The organism is Falsirhodobacter algicola (genome assembly GCF_018279165.1).
GTDB lineage: Bacteria > Pseudomonadota > Alphaproteobacteria > Rhodobacterales > Rhodobacteraceae > Falsirhodobacter > Falsirhodobacter algicola.
Genome location: NZ_CP047289.1, coordinates 1,319,932 through 1,338,834, shown reverse-complemented (window position 1 = coordinate 1,338,834; position 18,903 = coordinate 1,319,932). Strand labels below are relative to the sequence as shown.

General features: G+C 67.3%; 23 protein-coding genes. 13 read left to right on the top strand and 10 right to left on the bottom strand.

What is annotated here, in order from left to right:
- Positions 1-25 precede the first annotated feature (25 nt).
- On the bottom strand, positions 26-1,273 hold the full coding sequence (locus tag GR316_RS06830; protein WP_211783219.1) for an RsmB/NOP family class I SAM-dependent RNA methyltransferase: 1,248 nt from the start codon (positions 1,271-1,273) through the stop codon (positions 26-28).
- 67 nt (positions 1,274-1,340) lie between these two features.
- Here GR316_RS06830 and GR316_RS06825 point away from each other — a divergent pair, with 67 nt between their 5' ends.
- Entirely contained in the window at positions 1,341-1,514 is a 174-nt protein-coding gene (locus GR316_RS06825) for a DUF1674 domain-containing protein (RefSeq protein ID WP_211783218.1), read from the top strand.
- A 13-nt stretch (positions 1,515-1,527) separates the two neighbouring features.
- Here GR316_RS06825 and dapB read toward each other — a convergent pair whose 3' ends face one another.
- Positions 1,528-2,337 carry a 4-hydroxy-tetrahydrodipicolinate reductase gene (gene dapB / locus GR316_RS06820; RefSeq protein WP_211783217.1) on the bottom strand — a complete coding sequence of 270 codons (810 nt, stop codon included), beginning with the start codon at positions 2,335-2,337 and terminating at the stop codon, positions 1,528-1,530.
- A 76-nt stretch (positions 2,338-2,413) separates the two neighbouring features.
- Between dapB and rbfA the strand changes: the two genes are divergently transcribed.
- The 4 genes from rbfA to GR316_RS06800 are packed head-to-tail and all read left to right on the top strand — an operon-like array spanning position 2,414 to position 5,012.
- Complete coding sequence (gene rbfA / locus GR316_RS06815; RefSeq protein ID WP_211785134.1) at positions 2,414-2,821, top strand: 30S ribosome-binding factor RbfA; 408 nt, start codon at positions 2,414-2,416, stop codon at positions 2,819-2,821.
- A complete protein-coding gene (locus GR316_RS06810; protein ID WP_211783216.1) occupies positions 2,811-3,542 on the top strand; it encodes a phosphodiester glycosidase family protein in 732 nt (243 codons plus the stop codon). Before rbfA ends, GR316_RS06810 begins: the two co-directional genes overlap by 11 nt.
- A 52-nt stretch (positions 3,543-3,594) precedes the next feature.
- On the top strand, positions 3,595-4,497 hold the full coding sequence (truB, locus tag GR316_RS06805; protein ID WP_211783215.1) for a tRNA pseudouridine(55) synthase TruB: 903 nt from the start codon (positions 3,595-3,597) through the stop codon (positions 4,495-4,497).
- Entirely contained in the window at positions 4,494-5,012 is a 519-nt protein-coding gene (locus GR316_RS06800) for a DUF1643 domain-containing protein (RefSeq protein ID WP_211783214.1), read from the top strand. Before truB ends, GR316_RS06800 begins: the two co-directional genes overlap by 4 nt.
- Here the strand turns inward: GR316_RS06800 and trhA are convergent.
- Positions 4,979-5,644, bottom strand: coding sequence for a PAQR family membrane homeostasis protein TrhA (gene trhA / locus GR316_RS06795; protein WP_211783213.1), 666 nt, complete (start codon positions 5,642-5,644; stop codon positions 4,979-4,981). The two genes, GR316_RS06800 and trhA, sit on opposite strands and share 34 nt — an antisense overlap.
- Positions 5,645-5,801: 157 nt before the next feature.
- On the opposite strand from trhA, the gene ilvD reads away from it, so the two are divergent.
- From ilvD to GR316_RS06765, 6 genes are all read left to right on the top strand, one after another.
- On the top strand, positions 5,802-7,535 hold the full coding sequence (gene ilvD / locus GR316_RS06790) for a dihydroxy-acid dehydratase (protein ID WP_211783212.1): 1,734 nt from the start codon (positions 5,802-5,804) through the stop codon (positions 7,533-7,535).
- 16 nt (positions 7,536-7,551) lie between these two features.
- Positions 7,552-8,031, top strand: coding sequence for a hypothetical protein (locus GR316_RS06785; protein ID WP_211783211.1), 480 nt, complete (start codon positions 7,552-7,554; stop codon positions 8,029-8,031).
- 72 nt (positions 8,032-8,103) lie between these two features.
- A complete protein-coding gene (locus tag GR316_RS06780) occupies positions 8,104-8,826 on the top strand; it encodes a DUF6478 family protein (protein ID WP_211783210.1) in 723 nt (240 codons plus the stop codon).
- Position 8,827: 1 nt separating this feature from the next.
- Positions 8,828-9,184, top strand: a complete 357-nt coding sequence (locus GR316_RS06775; RefSeq protein ID WP_211783209.1) for a hypothetical protein — start codon at positions 8,828-8,830, stop codon at positions 9,182-9,184.
- Between the two features lie 31 nt (positions 9,185-9,215).
- A complete protein-coding gene (gene rnr / locus GR316_RS06770) occupies positions 9,216-11,435 on the top strand; it encodes a ribonuclease R (RefSeq protein WP_211783208.1) in 2,220 nt (739 codons plus the stop codon).
- Between the two features lie 72 nt (positions 11,436-11,507).
- Entirely contained in the window at positions 11,508-12,740 is a 1,233-nt protein-coding gene (locus tag GR316_RS06765; RefSeq protein ID WP_211783207.1) for a lytic murein transglycosylase, read from the top strand.
- Here GR316_RS06765 and GR316_RS06760 read toward each other — a convergent pair.
- Complete coding sequence (locus tag GR316_RS06760) at positions 12,737-13,006, bottom strand: I78 family peptidase inhibitor (protein ID WP_211783206.1); 270 nt, start codon at positions 13,004-13,006, stop codon at positions 12,737-12,739. The two genes, GR316_RS06765 and GR316_RS06760, sit on opposite strands and share 4 nt — an antisense overlap.
- A gap of 85 nt (positions 13,007-13,091) precedes the next feature.
- On the opposite strand from GR316_RS06760, the gene GR316_RS06755 reads away from it, so the two are divergent.
- The gene (locus GR316_RS06755) at positions 13,092-13,811 is read left to right on the top strand and encodes an NYN domain-containing protein (RefSeq protein WP_211783205.1); all 720 of its coding nucleotides are present in this window, start codon (positions 13,092-13,094) and stop codon (positions 13,809-13,811) included.
- On the opposite strand, the gene dapE is transcribed toward GR316_RS06755, so the two are convergent.
- The 4 genes from dapE to dapD form a co-directional block, all read right to left on the bottom strand.
- Positions 13,808-14,947, bottom strand: coding sequence for a succinyl-diaminopimelate desuccinylase (gene dapE / locus GR316_RS06750; protein ID WP_211783204.1), 1,140 nt, complete (start codon positions 14,945-14,947; stop codon positions 13,808-13,810). The genes GR316_RS06755 and dapE overlap by 4 nt on opposite strands.
- A gap of 4 nt (positions 14,948-14,951) precedes the next feature.
- A complete protein-coding gene (locus tag GR316_RS06745) occupies positions 14,952-15,272 on the bottom strand; it encodes a hypothetical protein (RefSeq protein ID WP_211783203.1) in 321 nt (106 codons plus the stop codon).
- A 118-nt stretch (positions 15,273-15,390) separates the two neighbouring features.
- Positions 15,391-15,645 carry a GlsB/YeaQ/YmgE family stress response membrane protein gene (locus tag GR316_RS06740; protein ID WP_211783202.1) on the bottom strand — a complete coding sequence of 85 codons (255 nt, stop codon included), beginning with the start codon at positions 15,643-15,645 and terminating at the stop codon, positions 15,391-15,393.
- A gap of 68 nt (positions 15,646-15,713) precedes the next feature.
- The gene (gene dapD / locus GR316_RS06735; RefSeq protein ID WP_211783201.1) at positions 15,714-16,538 is read right to left on the bottom strand and encodes a 2,3,4,5-tetrahydropyridine-2,6-dicarboxylate N-succinyltransferase; all 825 of its coding nucleotides are present in this window, start codon (positions 16,536-16,538) and stop codon (positions 15,714-15,716) included.
- Positions 16,539-16,612: 74 nt separating this feature from the next.
- Between dapD and GR316_RS06730 the strand changes: the two genes are divergently transcribed.
- Positions 16,613-17,452 carry an LOG family protein gene (locus tag GR316_RS06730; RefSeq protein WP_211783200.1) on the top strand — a complete coding sequence of 280 codons (840 nt, stop codon included), beginning with the start codon at positions 16,613-16,615 and terminating at the stop codon, positions 17,450-17,452.
- On the opposite strand, the gene GR316_RS06725 is transcribed toward GR316_RS06730, so the two are convergent.
- Together GR316_RS06725 and rlmN are read right to left on the bottom strand one after the other, a co-directional pair.
- Positions 17,449-17,664, bottom strand: a complete 216-nt coding sequence (locus tag GR316_RS06725; protein WP_211783199.1) for a hypervirulence associated TUDOR domain-containing protein — start codon at positions 17,662-17,664, stop codon at positions 17,449-17,451. The genes GR316_RS06730 and GR316_RS06725 overlap by 4 nt on opposite strands.
- 47 nt (positions 17,665-17,711) lie before the next feature.
- Positions 17,712-18,887 carry a dual-specificity RNA methyltransferase RlmN gene (gene rlmN, locus GR316_RS06720; RefSeq protein ID WP_211783198.1) on the bottom strand — a complete coding sequence of 392 codons (1,176 nt, stop codon included), beginning with the start codon at positions 18,885-18,887 and terminating at the stop codon, positions 17,712-17,714.
- Positions 18,888-18,903: the final 16 nt, after the last annotated feature.

The window sequence follows — 18,903 nt, the reverse complement described above, 5'->3', positions numbered from 1 at the left end:
CAACCCCGCGCCGCTGTCACCCGCATCAGGGGGCCTTGCGCAATGAAAACATGAAGAATCCGTCCATTCCGCCCCGATCGGCCCACAGATCGGGGCGCAGGCGCAGCCCGCCCTGCGGCGTGATCCATGCCGGATCGAACCCTTCGGGCGCAATCACGGTCACATCGCTGCGGGCAAGGGCGGCCTGAAGATGCGCCTCGCCTTCGTCGGGCAGAAGCGAGCAGGTGCAGAACACCAGCCGCCCGCCGGGTTTCAAAAGGCCGAGCGCATGATCCAGCATCCGGGCCTGAAGATCGGCCAGCGCGGGAAGCTCCTCGCCCGTCTTCACGAAGGGCAGGTCGGGGTGGCGGCGTAGCGTACCGCTGGCCGAGCAGGGCGCATCGAGCAGCACCGCATCGAAGGGCTCGTCGGTCCAGTGCAGCACATCCGCCGTCACCACCCGCGCCGAAAGCCCGGTCCGGGCAAGGTTTTCATGCAGCCGCGCAAGGCGGGGGGCGGAGATGTCGACGGCCGTCACCTCGGCCCCGGCATCGGCCAGTTGCAACGTCTTGCCGCCAGGTGCGGCGCACAGATCGGCGATACGCTCCCCCTTCTGGGGCGCCAGAAGGCGCACGGCCAGCGCGGCGGCGGCATCCTGCACCCACCATTGCCCGCCCGCATATCCCGGCAGGGCGGAAATCTGGGTGCCGGGCGCAAGGCGCAGGCTGCCGGTGGGCAGCATCAGCCCCTCGGGCACCTCGGTCGCGCCGCGGCGCAGCGTCAGATCGACGGGGGGCTGGGCGGCTTGCACGGCCTCCATCGCGGCGACGGCCTCGCGGCCATGGGCGTGCACCAAGGGCTGGCGCAGCCACCGGGGCATCTTTTGCGGCGGCAGGGCCGAGAAATCGGCGACGATGTTGCGCAGGACGGCATTGGCAAAGCCCGCCTGATGCGCCGTCTTGCGGCCATGGCGTACGATGTCCACGGCGGCGTTCACGGCGCCATGCGCGGCGGCGCCGTCCACGGCCATTTCCACGACGGCAAGGCGCAGGGCGTTCTGCACGAGGCGCGGCGGCGCGCGGCGCACATGCGGCGCCAGCAGCGCATCCGCCCGTTCCAGATGACGCAACGTCATCGTCGCAAGACGCTGGGCGCGGGCGCGGTCCGCCGGGCTCAACGCCTCGAGGATGCCGTTGGGTTGCGTCATGACCTGTGCTAGAAGCTGCCCTTCGGACAGGACCGCCCCCAGAAGCTGCACCGCCGCGTTGCGTGCCCGAAATCCCTCGACCGCCATGCCGCCCCCTTGTTACGCTGACGCTCAGCGGTATATCAGCCGCACCCCTTTCACAAGGACAGTGCCGATGGCCGATCCGAAGACCGAACTTCCCCCCGCCGCCCTGCGTGCCTTGGCCGAGGCCGAGGAGCGTCGCCGCGCCGCAGACCTTGCGCTTCCGACCGAACTGGGCGGCCGCGACGGCCCCGAACCCGTCCGCTATGGCGACTGGGAGAAGAAGGGCCTCGCCATCGATTTCTGATGGTGCGAGGCCCCTAGAGGCCCAGCACGTCCAGCATGGAATAGATGCCGGGCTTCTTGTCTTGCCCCCAGAGCGCGGCCTTCAGCCCGCCCCGCGCAAAGATGCCCCGGTCGGCCGCGATATGGCCGAGGCTGATGCGCTCCCCCTCGCCGGCGAAGATCACGTCATGTTCGCCCACGATGCTGCCCCCGCGGATCGAGGAGAAGCCGATCGCCCCCCTGCGCCGCACTCCGGTGATGCCGTCGCGGCCCGAATCGCGCATCTCGTCCAAGGACACGCCCCGGCCTTCGGCGGCGGCCTCGCCCAGCATCAGCGCCGCGCCCGAGGGGGCGTCCACCTTCATGCGGTGATGCGCCTCCACGATCTCGATGTCCCAATCGGCATCGAGCGCGGCGGCCACACGCCGCGTCAGACCAAGCAAGAGGTTCAGCCCGAGGCTGGTATTGCCCGATTTGACGATCACCGCATGGCGGGCGGCGGCCTCCAGCCGCGCAAGGTGATGCGCCTCGAACCCGGTGGAGCCGCAGACATGCACGGCCCGCGCCTGCGCCGCCAGCGCCGCAAACTCGACCGAGGCATCCGGCGTGGTGAAATCGAGGATGCCCTGTGCGCGGGCGAACGCCTCCAGCGGATCGTCGGTGGCGATGCAGCCGACGGGCGCCGCGCCCATCGCCACGCCCACATCCTGCCCCACCCACGCATGGCCGGGACGCACCACGCAGCCCGCCAGACGCGCCTTGTCCGAGGCCAGCACCGCCTCGATCAGCAGACGGCCCATCCGGCCCGCCGCGCCCGTCACCACCATTCCGGGAAGTTCGCCCATCACATCCTCCGTTTTCGCCGGGATAGCGCGGAACGCGGCGATTGCGAACCCCCGCCGGAAGCCTTACATGACGGGCATGGTACGCAACATCCACTCCTCCGGCCCCGGGCCGTCCCAACGCCAGCTTCGCGTCGGCGAATTGATCCGCCGCGTCATGTCCGACGTGCTGAACCGGGGCGAGGTGCACGACCCCGACCTGCAATCCACCTCCATCACCGTGGGGGAGGTGTCGGTGTCGCCGGACCTGAAGATCGCGACCGTCTATGTCATGCCGCTGGGCGGCGGCGACGTGGCGGCGGCGATCGCGGCGCTGGCCCGCAACAAGGGCGAACTGCGCCACCGCGTCGCCAAGGAAATGGCGTTGAAATACGCCCCCGACCTGCGTTTCCGCGCCGATGAGACGTTCGACCGTTTGGATGAGACGCGCCGCCTCTTCTCGGACGAGAAGGTGCAGCGCGACCTGAAGGCGGACGATGAAGACTAGGACGCGGATCCTGTCGGCGCTGGCCGCGCTTTTGCTGCCCGTCGCCGGCCATGCCTGCGAGACGATCACCTTCGAGGGCCGCGGCTATGCCGTCTGCGAGGCCCGCACCGGCGAGGATCTGCGGATCTTCCAGACCGCGCCCGACGGTCGCCCCTTCGGCAGCTTCACCCGCGTGAACAATGCCCTGCGCGGCGAGGGCAAGCGCCTTGCCTTTGCCATGAATGCCGGGATGTACCACCCCGACCGCAGCCCCGTGGGCCTGCTGATCGAGGATGGCGTGCAGCGCAAGGATCTGGTCGTCGGCCCGTCGGACGGCAATTTCGGGTTGGAGCCGAACGGCGTGTTCTGCATCGGCGATCGGTTCCGCGTGATCGAGACGCGGGCCTATGCCGCCGATCCCCCCGCCTGCCGATTTGCGACCCAGTCCGGGCCGATGCTGGTGATCGGCGGGGCGCTGCATCCGCGCTTTCTGGTGGACAGCGACAGCCGCCACATCCGCAACGGTGTCGGCGTGCGCGCGGACGGGCAAACCGCGCTCTTCGTCATCTCCGAAGAGGAAGTGACGTTCCACGAATTCGCGCGCCTGTTCCGCGATGTGCTGAAGACGCCCGATGCGCTGTTCTTCGACGGCTCCATCTCGCGGCTGCATGCGCCGGAACTGGGGCGCGACGATATCGGCTTCCCGCTCGGCCCGATCGTCGGGCTGGTCGTGGACCGTTGACCGCGCGCCCCGTCAGGGTGTAGCAGGCGGCCTTCCTAGGATGGAGGCGAAGATGGGACGCAAGCGCAAGGGCCGCGCGATTTCGGGCTGGCTGGTCGTGGACAAACCGGCGGGCATCACCTCCACCTCGGTCGTCAACAAGGTCCGCTGGGCCTTCGGCGCGCAGAAGGCCGGGCATGCGGGCACGCTCGATCCGGCGGCGACGGGCGTTCTGGCCGTGGCGCTGGGCGAGGCGACCAAGACCGTGCCCTACATCACCGACGCGCTGAAATGCTACCGCTTCATGGTGCGGCTGGGACAGGCGACGAACACCGACGATGCCGAGGGGACGGTCATCGCCACGTCGGATGCGCGGCCCGACGATGCCGCGATCGAGGCGGCGCTGGCGCCGCTGCGGGGCGACATCCTTCAGGTTCCGCCCCAGTTCTCCGCCGTGAAGGTGGAAGGTGAGCGCGCCTACGACATCGCCCGCGCCGGCGAGGAGATGGATCTGGCGGCGCGTCCGCTCTTCGTCGAAAGCCTCGTGCTGGTGGGCCGCCCCGATCCCGACCATGCGGAATTGGAGATGGTTTGCGGCAAGGGCGGCTATGTCCGCTCCATCGCGCGCGATCTGGGGACGGCGCTTGGCTGTCATGGGCATGTGCTGTGGCTGCGCCGCACATGGTCCGGCCCCTTCACCGCCGAAGAGGGCATCTCGGTCGAGGAGATCGAGCGCCTTGCCCAGCAGCCCGAGCTCGATGCGCATCTGCGCCCGCTGGAAATGGGGCTTGCCGATCTGCCGCAGCTCGTGGCGACGCCCGAAGGGGCGGCGCGGCTGCGCAACGGCAATCCCGGCATGGTGCTGACCGGCGCCGAATATGGCGAGGAGGCTTGGGCCAGCGAGAACGGCCGCGCCGTCGCCGTCGGCACCTACAAGGCGGGCGAGCTGCATCCGAGCCGGGTGTTCGTCGCGTGATCTCGCGCACGCATGTGAAGGGGGATGCCCCCTCCACCGCCGTCTATTCCGACGATGAGCGGCACCGTTTCCTGCTGACGCGGATCTGGGACCCTGCGGGGCGCAAGGCGCTGTTCATCATGCTCAACCCCTCCACCGCGACGGAATATCAGAACGACCCGACGGTGGAGCGGTGCGAGCGCCGGGCCCGCACCCTCGGCTATGGCGGGTTTCGCGTGTGCAACATTTTCGCATGGCGCGATACCGACCCCAAGAAGATGCGCGCCGCGCCCGATCCGGTCGGCCCCGGCAACGACGCCGCGATCGTGGACAGCGCCCATTGGGCCGACACCATCATCTGCGCTTGGGGCACGCATGGTGCCTTCATGAATCGCGGCGCCCATGTCGAAGCGCTGCTGCGCGCCACGGGCCTGCCGCTCTTTCATCTGGGGCTGTCGGGCGGGGGGCATCCGAAGCACCCCCTCTATATCGCCTATGCGGTTCAGCCGATGCCGTGGCTGCCCGCCACCATGTGAACGGTGACGGCGGCGAAGAACACCCCGCTCGCCGCCAGCACGCAGACATGCCAGATCGTGCGGTGATAGGGCATTCCGTCGCGCAGATAGAACAGCGTGCCGAGCGTGTAGATCACGCCCCCCGCCACGATCAGCGCCAGCACCGGCGCCGTCATCGTCGCAAAGAGCGGCCACCCCGCCAGCAGCCCGGCCCAGCCCATGCCGATATAGAGGCCGAAGCCCGCCCAGCGGAACCGGTCCGGGGCCGCCACCTTCAGCGTCACCCCCGTCAGCGCCGCCGTCCAGAGCAGGATCACCAGCGGCACCTCGGTCGCGCCGGACAGCAGCACGAAGGCCGTATAGGTGCCCGCGATCTTGAGGTAGATCGCCGAATGGTCCAGCCGTTGCAGCACGCCCCGCCAGCCCGGCGCGTGCAGCATGTTGTAAAGCGCCGAGCACAGGAGCATCGCGATCAACGTCGCCCCGTAGATGCCGATGCCCGCCAGCGCCGAGAGATCGGGCCGCAGCACCGCCGTCAGCGTCACGAGGACCGGCACCGCCGCCAGCGCCAGCACCGTGCCCAGCACATGCACGGCGGCATCGCTGATCCACTCGGAACGGGAATAAACTGTGCGTTTCGTTGTGATGGCCATGCGCCCAAGGTAGGAAGGCCGGGGCGATCCGTAAACACATGCGGGGCGCATGTTTTCATATTGCCCGCCCGTGCCGAAGGGCGCAACAAAATAACAGCTTGAAGGCGTCTATCTTGCGCTTTATGACGCTTCTTAGCCAAAAGCCGGAGGATTCCCGATGTCCAGTGCCCGTTTCGACAAGTCGAAGCTTCCCAGCCGCCATGTGACCGAAGGGCCGTCCCGTGCCCCGCATCGCAGCTACTTCTATGCGATGGGCATCTCGGAGGAGGAGATCCACCAGCCTTGGGTCGGCGTCGCCACCTGCTGGAACGAAGCCGCCCCCTGCAACATCGCCCTGAACCGTCAGGCGCAATCGGTGAAGATGGGCGTGAAGAAGGGCGGCGGTACGCCGCGCGAATTCACCACCATCACCGTGACCGACGGCATCGCCATGGGGCATGAGGGGATGCGCTCCTCGCTCGCCTCGCGCGATGCGATCGCCGATACGGTCGAACTGACGATGCGCGGCCACTGCTATGACGCGCTGGTCGGCCTTGCGGGCTGCGACAAATCGCTGCCGGGCATGATGATGGCGATGGTGCGGCTGAACACGCCGAGCGTCTTCGTCTATGGCGGCTCCATCCTGCCGGGCAAGCTGAACGGCAAGGATGTCGTGGTGCAGGACGTGTTCGAGGCGGTGGGCAAGCACGCCGCCGGCACCATGTCCGATGCCGAACTGCAAATTCTGGAACGGGTGGCCTGCCCCTCGGCCGGGGCCTGCGGCGGGCAGTACACGGCCAACACGATGGCCTGCGTCTCCGAGGCGATCGGCCTTGCGCTCCTGAACTCCTCCGGGGCGCCGGCGCCCTACGAATCGCGCGACCAGTACGGCGATTATTCCGGTCAGGCCGTGATGCGGTTGATCGAGAAGAACATCCGCGCCCGTGACGTGGTGACCCGCAAGGCGCTGGAGAATGCGGCCCGCGTCGTGGCCTGCACCGGCGGCTCCACCAATGGCGGCCTGCACCTGCCGGCCATCGCGAACGAGGCCGGGATCGATTTCGACCTGATGGACGTGTGCGACATCTTCCGCGAAACGCCCTATTTCGTGAACCTGCGTCCGGGCGGCGAATATGTCGCCAAGGACCTGCACGAAGCGGGCGGCGTGCCGGTCGTCATGAAGGAACTGGCGCGGGCGGGGCTGCTGCATCTCGATTGCCTGACCGCCTCGGGCGAGGAACTGGGCGAAAGCCTCGGCCGCATCACCCATGAGCCGGACGGCAAGGTCATCCACTTCATCGATGCGCCGATCACCAAGACCGGCGGCGTCGTCGGCCTGAAGGGCAACCTTGCCCCCGAAGGCGCGATCGTGAAGGTCGCCGGCATGAGCGAGGCCGAGCAGGTCTTCACCGGCCCGGCCCGCGTCTTCGAATGCGAGGAAGAGGCCTTTGCCGCCGTGCAGCGCCGCGATTACAAGGAAGGCGACGTGATCGTCATCCGCAACGAAGGCCCCGCAGGCGGTCCGGGCATGCGCGAGATGCTCTCCACCACGGCGGCGCTGTCGGGGCAGGGCATGGGCAAGAAGGTGGCGCTGATCACCGACGGGCGTTTTTCCGGGGCGACGCGCGGCTTCTGCGTCGGCCATGTCGGCCCGGAGGCGGCGCATGGCGGCCCGATCGCCCTGCTGCGCGATGGCGACATGATCACGCTGAACGCCGTCACCGGCGAATTGTCGGTCGCGCTGGAGGATGAGGAACTGGACCGCCGCCGTCAGGCATGGTCCGGCCCGCGCCCGACGGAATATGAATCGGGTGCGCTGTGGAAATATGCTCGTCTTGTCGGCGGGGCGCGGTATGGTGCGACGACGCATCCCGGCGCCAAGGCCGAAAAGCATGTCTATATGGACCAATAACACCGCAGCATTGCTGATGATGGCCTTGCCCGCCTCTGCGGGCGAGGTGACGATCGCGCCCCCGGACGGATACTGCACCGCCGGGGCGGGCGAGGCGGGGATCGTGCATCTGCGCCCCTGCGACGGCGCGGACGGCCCCGAGATGGGCGTTCTGATCGGCCCCGAGGGCAGCGGCACCGTGCTGGCCAATCCGGCGCGGGTGGCGGGCTGGCTCGGTTCGGCCGAAGGGCTGGCCTCGCTGTCGGGGCCGGGCTGGCCGAATGCGGTGATCCACGAAATGACGAGCGCGGGCGATGCCATCGTCATGCTGGTCGGCCATCGCGGATCGACGGATCTGCTGTGGCGAATCCTCGTCCCGCTTCGGGGGCGTCTGGTGACGCTGACGCTGCCGACGGCACCGGGCGCGAATGTGGCAGAAGATCGCGGCGCGGCGCTGAGGTTGCTTTTCGCGATGAGATCAGCGAATCCTGAGCTAGGGGGGACGGCAGAGGAATGAAGCGGGCACCGAGTGTACGCGACATTCGTTAATAAATGGTGAGTGGGAACAGTGAACAGCGGCCGTGGCGGAATGATCGACAGCCTCCTGCACCGACAGATGCTTCTGCGGTGGTCCAGGGACGCTGATAAGGCGCATGAGATGGGTCTGAACCGGCTGCGGAACATCCGCGGCCGCGCTTGGAGCCTTCGAACGCAGATCGACCGGCTGCTGCGCGTCGCCAATCCCCGTCTGGCCGATGTTCCCGCCATCCGCAGGCCGCCGGGCACGGATTGGTCGTGGCGGCCCGCCTCTCTTCTGGCGCCGCTGGCCGATGCGCGTCTGGCTTGCGGCGATGGGCAGTCGCTCGGCTCGCATGTGACGGTGTTCCACGATTGCCCGTTGGGCGAGATCGGCCTGCGGCAGGTGCGCGGGCAGGGGGGCGGAACGCCTTTCTCGCTGCAACTCGATGTGTACGGCTTTCGCGGCAGCTACCTTTCGCTCGCGCTCGATCTGCCGGTCGAGGCGGCGCAGGGCCTGCTGCGGCGCCATGTGATCGCCCTGTCCATCGACATCGCCGCCGACCGTCCCCAGCGGGTGACGGCGCGGCTGAACATCCAGCACGGCCCGAACCTCGAACAACTGCGCCAAGAGGTGCCGGAGGATGGTGCGGTGGAATTCGACCTCGCCTATGCCGATCTGCGCGAATCGCGGGTGGAAAAGATGTGGGTCGATCTTTTCTTCGAGGAGCCTGAGATGAATCATATCCTGCTGCGCGACATCACGGCGATCCGTCGCCCCAGAGCGGAGGTCTGACATGGCCGAACTGATCCGCGAAGGGTTCAGCCGGGGCATCTGGACCGGCATCATCACCGGCCTTGGCGAGGATACCGTGGAGGTCGTGCTGAACGGCGCGCCGGTTCCCGATGTGGACGTGGCCCCCGTGTCGGCCAACCGCCACAAGATCACGGTGCCGATCCGCGCCGAGGTGATCGAGGATGGGGTCCAGAGTTTCGTGATCCAGCTTCGGGACGGCAGCACGCTGGGGCATTTCACGCTGGCGGCGGGATCGGCCCTCGATGACGACATGCGCGCCGAGATCGACCTGCTGCGGGCCGAGCTGGACCTGCTGAAGCGGGCCTTCCGGCGGCATTGCGCCGAAACCTCCGCGTGACGCGGCCCCTGCGGCGTGCTAGCTGCGGGGAATGGACCAGTTGCCTTCCAAAGACCAGATCCTGCAATGGATCGCCGATCATCCGACGCAGTCGGCCAAGCGGGATATCGCCAAGGCCTTCGGCATCAAGGGCAGTGCGCTGCGCATCGAGTTGAAGCGCCTGCTGAAGGAGATGGAGGCGGAGGGGCAGCTGGCGAAGAAGAAGCACAGCTATCACGACGCCTCGGTGCTGCCGCCGGTGTCGATCCTGCGGATCGAGGGGCCGGACGATGCGGGCGATCTGTTCGCCGCCCCCCTCGAATGGGAGGGCGCGGGCGATCCGCCCCGCATCCTGATGCGCGCGGCCCCCTCCGATGCGCTTGGCGCGGGCGACAAGGTGCTGGCACGCCTGTCCGCCGTGGAGGGCGAGGATTACGCCTATGACGCGCGCCTGATCCGCAAGATCGGCTCCAATCCGTTGCGGGTGCTGGGGATCTTCCGCGCCACCTCCGAAGGGGGGCGGATCGTGCCCATCGACAAGGGGCAGGACAAGGAATGGATCGTCGGGCGCAACGACACCGCCGATGCCCGCGATGGCGAGTTGGTGGAGGCCGAAAGCACGTCCAAGCGCATGGGCCTGCCGCGCGCCCGCATCGTGGCGCGTCTGGGCGATCCTTCGGCGCCGCGGGCGATCTCGCTCATCGCGATCCATCAGCACGGCATCCCCGACCATTTCCCCGATCCCGTCATCGCCGAGGCCGAGGCCGCGCGCCCGGCCCCCGAGGATGGGCGCGAGGATCTGCGCGATCTGGCCCTCGTCACGATCGACCCGCCCGATGCGCGCGATCATGACGATGCGGTCTTTGCCGAAGCCGCGCCCGATGGCGGACATATCGTCTGGGTCGCGATCGCCGATGTCGCCCATTACGTCACCCCCGGCAGCCAGCTGGACCGCGAGGCGCGGCGGCGTGGCAACTCCACCTATTTCCCCGACCGCGTGGTGCCGATGTTGCCCGATGTGCTGTCGGGCGATCTCTGCTCGTTGCACGAAGGCGTGGACCGGCCCTGCCTTGCGGTGCGGATGCATCTGGCGGCCGATGGCAGCATGGTCGGCCACCGTTTCGTGCGCGGGATCATGCGGTCCGCCGCCAGCCTGACCTATGCCGAGGTGCAGGCCGCGCAGGACGGCGCCCCGTCCGAACGGACGGCGCCGCTGATGGGGCCGGTCATCGCGCCGCTCTATGCCGCCTACGAGGCCGCGAAGGCCGCGCGCGAACGCCGCCAGCCGCTCGATCTGGAACTGCCCGAACGGCGGATCGAACTGACCGAGGAGGGGACCGTCGCCTCCGTCGCGTTCCGCGATCGGCTGGACGCGCATAAGCTGATCGAGGAGTTCATGATCCTCGCCAATGTCGCCGCCGCCGAGGAGTTGATCCGTCTGCGCCGCCCGCTTCTGTTCCGCGTCCACGAGGAGCCGAGCGCCGAGAAGCTGGAAACGCTGCGCGAGGTGGCCGAGGCATCGGGCTTCACGCTGGCCAAGGGGCAGGTTCTGCGCACCAGCCACCTGAACCGTCTGCTCGCACAGGCGCGGGGCGGCGACTATGACGAGCTGATGAACATCACGACCCTGCGGTCGATGACGCAGGCCTATTACTATCCCGAAAATCTGGGCCATTTCGGCCTGTCCTTGCGCAATTACGCGCATTTCACCTCGCCGATCCGCCGCTATTCGGACCTGATCGTGCACCGGGCGCTGATCTCCGGCCATGGCTGGGGGGAGGACGGGCTGTCGCCCTTCGACATCGAGAATCTGTCCGATACGGCCAAGCAGATTTCCGACACCGAACGCCGGTCGATGATGGCGGAGCGGGACACCAACGACCGCTATCTCGCGGCATGGCTGTCGGACCGGGTGGGGGCGGAATTCTCGGGCCGGGTATCCGGGGTGCAGCGCTTCGGTCTGTTCGTGAAGCTGGACGAATCGGGTGCGGACGGGCTGATCCCGATCCGCAGCCTCGGGCACGAATTCTTCCATTTCGACGGCGATGCGCAGGTTCTGATCGGGGCCGATAGCGGGCTGACGCTGGGGATCGGGCAGCGCGTCCTCGTCCGGCTGACGGAGGCGGTGCCCGTCACGGGCGGGCTGATGCTGGAACTGCTGGAACTGGAGGGCGACGCCCTGCCGCGCAAGACGCAGCGCCGCGGCAAAGGCGGTCCGCGCAAACCCGCCAAGCTGGAACGCAAACGCCGCGTCATCCGGTCACGCCGGTAGGACGGGCCTTTGTCTCCTGTCCCGATGCCGCTACACTTTGGCCCAACGATAAGAACCGAGCGGTAGAGATCCATGCGGAACATCCTTCTGACGGCCAGCGTGCTGACCCTTCTGGGGGCCTGCACCAGCCCGGCCAACGTCACCTCCTCGCCCCGGCCGATGCCGGTGCCGAGCGCCGATGCCGGCTCCGAATCCGGCTATCAGTCGTGGATCGCGGCCTTCCGCCCGCGGGCGGAACGTGCGGGCATCAGCCCGGCCACGCTGAACCGGGCCTTCGCGGGCGTGCATTACAACACCGAGGCCGTGCGGCTCGACGGGCGGCAGTCGGAATTCACCAAGACGGTGTGGCAATATCTGGACAGCGCGGTGTCGCAGTCGCGGATCGACAACGGCCGGGCGATGCTGGCGCGCTATGCCACGACGCTGAACGCGATCGAGGCCCGCTACGGCGTCGACAAGGAAGTGGTGGTGGCCGTCTGGGGGATGGAATCCAACTATGGCGGCAATCGCGGCAGCTTCCACCTGATCGAGAGTCTGAGCACGCTCGCCTATCACGGTCGGCGCGCCAGCTTCTTCGAGACGCAGCTGATCGACGCGCTGAAGATCGTTCAGGCGGGCGACGTGACGCCGGACAACATGACCGGAAGCTGGGCGGGGGCGATGGGGCATACGCAGTTCATGCCCTCGTCCTTCCTTGGCTATGCGGTCGATTTCAACGGCGACGGGCGGCGCGACATCTGGTCGGACGATCCGACGGACGCGCTGGCCTCCACGGCGAACTACCTCGCGCGGTCGGGCTGGCAGCGCGGCGGGATCTGGGGGATGGAGGTCGTGCTGCCGCAGGGCTTCAACTACAGCAGCATCGGCAAATCGACGCGGATGTCCTCCTCGGCATGGGCGGCGCAGGGCGTGCGGTCGGCCGATGGGCGCGCCTTGCCGCAGGGCGAGGCGTCGATCCTGCTGCCGGGCGGCTCCAAGGGGGCGGCCTTCCTCATCTTCCAGAACTTCCGCGCCATCGAACGCTACAACGCCGCCGACAGCTATGTCATCGCGGTGGGGCATCTGTCGGACCGGCTGAAGGGCCTCGGCCCGATCCGCAACATCCCCTCGGACGCCGAAGCGCCGCTGAACCGCGATCAGACGCGCGAATTGCAGCAGCGTCTGACGCAGCGCGGGTTCGACACGCAGGGCAGCGACGGGCGTGTGGGGCCGAACACCGTGGCGGCGATCACCGCCTATCAGCGTTCGGCCGGGTTGATCCCCGACGGCTATCCGTCGGCGTCGCTCTTGGCGCGGCTGCGCTAGCCGCAGCGCACGGCGGTGATGATGCCCTTGGCGTCCGTCTCGACATTCAGCCGCGTCGGGTTGAAGTCGAGCGTGACGGGCTGGTTCGGGCGGATGATGCGCATCGTATAGGGGGTTTCCGCGCCGGTCAGCGTGCGGGAATCCTTGCCGACCCAGTCGGCATAGGGCGTCGGATCGCAGGTGGTGACATCCACCACGGTGGTCTTGGTCGTCGGTTGGCACGCGGCCAGCGCAAGGCCGGCGGCAACAAGGGCGATGTATTTCATGATATCCTCCTGTTCGCCGGAAGATAGGCCGGGCGCTGGCATCGGCCACGGGCTCTGCTACAACATCGCCAAAGAAGGAGCCGTCATGGACAGCCGCACCCCCCGCCTTTGCGTTCTCATCGACGCCGACAACATTCCGGCCCATTACGCCGAGGCGATCTTCGAAGAGATCGCGTCCTTGGGCGAAGCGTCGGTCCGGCGCATCTACGGCGACTGGTCGGCGCTGCGTCTGAAGAATTGGGCCGAGAAGGTGGCCCATCTGGGGCTGGTGGCCGATCAGCAGTTTTCCAATACGCGGGGCAAGAACGCCTCCGATATCGGGCTGGTCATCGCGGCGATGGATTTCCTGCATTCGGGGCTGTTCGACGGCTTCGTTCTGGTCAGTTCCGACAGCGATTTCACCCGCCTTGCCGCCCGCATCCGCGAGCAAGGCCTCGATGTCTATGGCATCGGCGAGAAGAAGACCCCCGAAGCCTTCCGCATGGCCTGCAAGCGGTTCATCTATGTCGAGAACCTGAACGCCCGCGAAGAGGAGCCGCAGCCCGAACTGCCCGTCACCCCGCGCCCGGCCAAGGATGCCCCGGCCAACGCCATCCCCCTGATCGCCGCCGCCATGCGCGCCATCGACCCCGAGGGGGAGTGGTATTCGCTGGGCCAGATCGGGCAGTACATCACCCAAGCCAATCCCGATTTCGACACGCGCACCTATGGCGCGGCGAAGCTGTCGGACCTGATCCGCAAAGTCAGCCGATTCGAGGTGGTGATGGGCGAGGGCGGCCAGCTTCTGGCGCGCGACATCGCCTAGGCGAAATAGTCGCGCAGGATGCGGGTGTAGATCGCCTTCAGCGCCCCGATGTCATCGACGCGCACCCGTTCATCCACCGCATGCATCCGGTGCGACACCAGCCCGAATTCCAGCACCGGGCAGTGATCCTTCACGAAGCGCGCATCCGACGTTCCGCCCGAGGTGGAAGGTTCGGGACGGCGGCCGGTCTCGGCCTCCACCGCGCCGGCCACGAGGCGCGTCAGATCGCCGGGCGGCGTGACGAAGGAATCGCCCGTGATCTGCGAGGCGAGGGTGATGGTGACGCCGGTTTCGGCCTCGATCTTCGCGGCCTCGGCGGCAAGGCGGGCGATCAGGCTGTCGCCGCTATGTTCGTCGTTGAAGCGGATGTTGACGGCGGCCCGCGCCTCGGCCGGGATGACGTTGGTGGCGGGATTGCCGACATCGAAGGTGACGGTCGCAAGGGTGGAGGCGTCGAAATGCGCGTTGCCCGCATCGAGCGGCGTCGATTCCAGCGCCGCGATCAGTTTCGCCAGCGCCGCCACCGGATTGCGCGCCCGGTGCGGATAGGCGACATGGCCCTGCACCCCGCGCGCGGTGAAGCGCACCGTGACCGAGCCGCGCCGCCCGACCTTCATCATGTCGCCGATCGCCTCGGCCGATGTCGGCTCTCCGACGAGGCAGACATCCATCTTCTCGCCGGTCTCGGCCATCCAATCCAGAAGGGCGACGGTGCCGTGATGGGCATCGGCCTCCTCGTCGCCGGTCAGGGCAAGGATGATCGCGCCGTCGGGGGGCGTGTCCGCAACGAAATCGATCGCGGCGGCGGCAAAGGCGGCGACACCCGATTTCATATCCGTCGCGCCGCGCCCATAGAGCCAGCCATCCTCGATCACGGCGCCGAAGGGGTCATGGGTCCAGTCGGCGGCATTGCCCACCGGCACCACATCCACATGGCCGTTATAGCCGAAGGTGCGGTTCGCCCCCGGTCGGCCCCAGCGGGCAAAGAGGTTGGAGATGCCGCCCCGGTCCACCCGCGTGCACTCGAAGCCCGCTTCGGTCAACAAACGCTCCATCAGCACCAGCGCCCCCGCCTCGTTCGGGGTGACGGAGGGGCAACGGACGAGATCGGCAGTCAGGGCAACGGGGTCGGTCATCGGATCACTCGTAGAAGGGGGTCATCTGGGCGACGATGACCGAGTTTTCGGCCAAGGCGCGTTCCATCAGGGCGCGTTCCTCGGCGTCGATCTCATCGCCGGCCTTTTCGCGTTCGTCCAAGGTGCCGTAGCCCGAAACATCCAGCGGCGCGAGATCGGCCTGCTTCAGGATCGCCACCGTTTCGCGCACGGCCTCCGCCTCGTCGACGCCCGAGGCGTAGCAGAGCAGCGCCGCCCCCGTCGCCTTGCCGGGAAGCCCGTCGCCGGGCTTGCGACCGACTTCGATCAGCAGCGTATAGACCTGTTGGGGGCGCTTCTCGCTCATATCCGTATCCCTGCGGTGTCGTTTTGGTGTCGCAGGTTCACAGCGGCAGTGCAACCCGGCGGGCGGGCATGAAAAAAGGCGGCCCGAAGGCCGCCTGTTTCCGTGCGTTCCGGCGGTGTCAGGTCTTGCGACGCAGCACGCGGCCAAGGGCGATCAGGATGCAGGCGCCGATCACGCCCACCACCAGTTGGCCCAGCCAGCCGCCCAGCGTCGCGCCCAGAAGGGTCACGAGCAGGAAGTTCATGATCACCGCGCCAAGGATGCCGAGAATGATGTTCATCAGAAGCCCGTGATCGGACTTCATCAGTTTCTCGGCGATCCAGCCTGCGATGGCCCCGACGATGATGGCGGCAATCCAGCCCATACCTTGCATTTTCTGTTCCCCTTCCGGTGATAGGTGTCGGCCCGCCAACGCGGGATCACCGGGCAGAGTTCCGCAGATCAATCACGCAAAAGTTCGTTGATCGAGGTTTTGGACCGGGTTTTCGCATCCACTTTCTTCACGATCACCGCGCAATAGAGGTGCACGCCATTGCGCGAGGGCAGGCTGCCGGAGACGACGACCGACCCGGCCGGAACCTCGCCATAGCTGACTTCGCCGGTTTCGCGGTCGAAGATCTTGGTCGATTGGCCAAGATAGACGCCCATCCCAAGGACCGAGCCTTCGCGCACGATCACGCCTTCCACCACTTCGGAGCGGGCCCCGATGAAGCAGTTGTCCTCGATGATGGTGGGACCGGCCTGCATCGGCTCCAGCACGCCGCCGATGCCGACGCCGCCCGACAGGTGCACGTTGCGCCCGATCTGCGCGCAGGACCCGACCGTGGCCCAGGTATCGACCATCGTGCCTTCGTCGACGAAGGCCCCGAGGTTCACGAAGGAGGGCATCAGCACCACGCCCTTGGCGATATAGGCCGAGCGGCGGACGACGCAGTTGGGCACCGCGCGGAAGCCTGCGGCCTTCCATTCGGTCTCGCTCCAACCGGCGAACTTGCTGTCCACCTTGTCCCACCAGCCGCCGCCCTGCGGGCCGCCCGATTGCAGTTCCATGTCCTTCAGGCGGAAGCCCAGCAGCACGGCCTTCTTCGCCCATTGGTTCACATGCCAGTCCTGCCCCCGCTTTTCGGCGACGCGCAGCGTTCCGGCATCAAGGGCGGACAGCGTCGCCTCAATCGCGTCGCGCGCCTCTCCGGTGGTGGCGGGGGTGATGGTGTCACGCGCATCCCAGGCGGCTTCGATGGCGGCTTCCAGCGCTGCGTCGGTCATGGGGCATCCTTTCCATTGGCTGTCCGAGGCTATAAACGCGGGGGATACGCCCCGCAACTCGCGAAGGACGGCAGATGAACGAAGATACCCGCAAGCACCCGCTGCGTCACTCGGCACAGGATCGGCAGACCGCCGACCGCGTGCCCGACACGCCGCAAAGCCGCTCCCCCGCCTATCGGCTGGCCTTCGCCGACGAGGATTTCCTGACGCGCGAGGAACTTCGCCCCGTGCGCCTGCAGCTGGAGCTGCTGAAGGTGCAGATGTCGCTGGACGAAGAGGGCGTGGACAGCACCATCGTCCTGTTCGGCGGCGCGCGCATTCCCGAACCCGCCCGCAAGGAGACGGCGCGCACGCCCGCGCTGGCCGAGCTGTCGCATTTCTACGACGAGGCGCGCCGCTTCGCCCATCTGATGACCGAGCGGAGCCTTGCCGATGGCGGGCGCCGGGGCATCATCTGCACCGGCGGCGGGCCGGGCGTGATGGAGGCGGGAAACCGCGGCGCCGCCGAAGCGGGGGGCCGCTCGGTGGGTCTGAACATCGTGCTGCCGTTCGAGCAGGCGCCGAACGCCTATGTCACGCCCGAACTCTCGTTCAACTTCCACTACTTCGCGCTGCGGAAGATGCATTTCCTGATGCGGGCCGAAGCGCTCTGCGTCTTCCCCGGCGGCTTCGGCACGCTTGACGAGATGTTCGAGACGCTGACCCTGATCCAGACGCGCCGCATGAAGCGCATTCCCGTGCTGCTGTTCGGGCGCGCCTTCTGGGAGGCGATCCTGAACCTCGATGCGCTGGAATCCTTCGGCACCATCGCGGCGGCGGATCTCGAGCTGTTCCAATACGTGGAAACCGCCGAAGAGGCCGTCGCGGCGCTGGATACGTGGGAAGAACCGCCGCTCGGCCCGCTGGTGCGCTAGGCCTTCGACAATTCGGAGTGCAGCTTCAGGATCTTGTCCCCGTCTTCCTGTTTCAGCAGGTAGGCGGGGTTCTTCTTGGAGCCGTTGCGCGTGACCTTCTTGCCCTTCAGCGTGCGCTGCACGCGGCGGGGGAAGATATCTTCCACCGCCGCCTCGGCGGTGTTGCCGCCCCAGTTCCACCGAACGCGGTCACCCTTGTGGAAATTCGACATGTCGTTCTCCTTTCACGGGTGAACCGCAAAGGGGGACGGTCGTTCCCTCACATCCCGGCTTCGGCCGCGATCTCGGCGCGCGATTTGCGGGCCCGCTCGGTCGCGGATTTCAACTGACCGCAGGCGGCCATGATGTCCTCGCCGCGCGGCTTGCGGATGGGGGAGGCGTAGCCGGCATGGTAGATGATGTCGGCGAATTTCTCGATCCGCTCCCAGTCCGAACGCTGATAGGCGCTGCCGGGCCATTCGTTGAAGGGGATCAGGTTGATCTTGGCCGGGATGCCCGCAATCAGCTTCACCAGCCGGCGCGCATCGGCGTCGGTGTCGTTCACGCCCTTCAGCATGACGTATTCGAAGGTGATCCGTTCGGAATTGGACAGCTTGGGATATTCGCGCAGCGCATCCAGCAGCGCCTTGATGTTCCAACGCTTGTTGATCGGCACCAGCTTGTCGCGCACCTCGTCGGTGGTGGCGTGGAAGCTGACGGCCAGAAGGCAGCCGATCTCTTCGGCGGTCTTGGCGATCTCGGGCACCACACCCGAGGTGGAGAGGGTGATGCGGCGGCGCGACAGGCTCAGCCCCTCGCCATCCATCACGACCTTCATCGCGTCGCGGACATTGTCGAAGTTGTAGAGCGGCTCGCCCATGCCCATCAGCACGATGTTCGACACGAGGCGCGTTTCCTCCTTGGGCGCGCCCTGTTCGGGCCATTCGCCCAGATCGTCGCGCGCCAGCATCAACTGGCCCACGATCTCACCGGCGGTGAGGTTGCGGACCAGCTTCTGCGTGCCCGTATGGCAGAACGAACAGGTGAGCGTGCAGCCGACCTGACTGGACACGCAGAGCGTGCCGCGCCCTTCCTCGGGGATATAGACCGTCTCGACCTCATGGCCGCCGGCGATGCGCACGAGGTATTTGCGCGTGCCGTCTTCGGAGATCTTGCGCTCCACCACTTCGGGGATGACGATGTCGAAATGCTCGGCCAGCTTGGCGCGGTAATCCTTGGCGAGGTTGGTCATCTGCGCAAAGTCGCGCACGCCCCAATGATAGAGCCACTGCCACACCTGACCCACGCGCATCTTGGCCTGCCGCTCGGGCGTGCCCATCGCCATCAGCGCGGCGTGAAGCTGCGGCCGCGTCAGGCCGATGATGTTGGTCCTGCCCTCCGGCAGCTTGCGCGGAAGGGTCAGCACGTCCTGCGTGATGGGGGCGGTGGCGTTCATGGCATCCTCGGGGGTG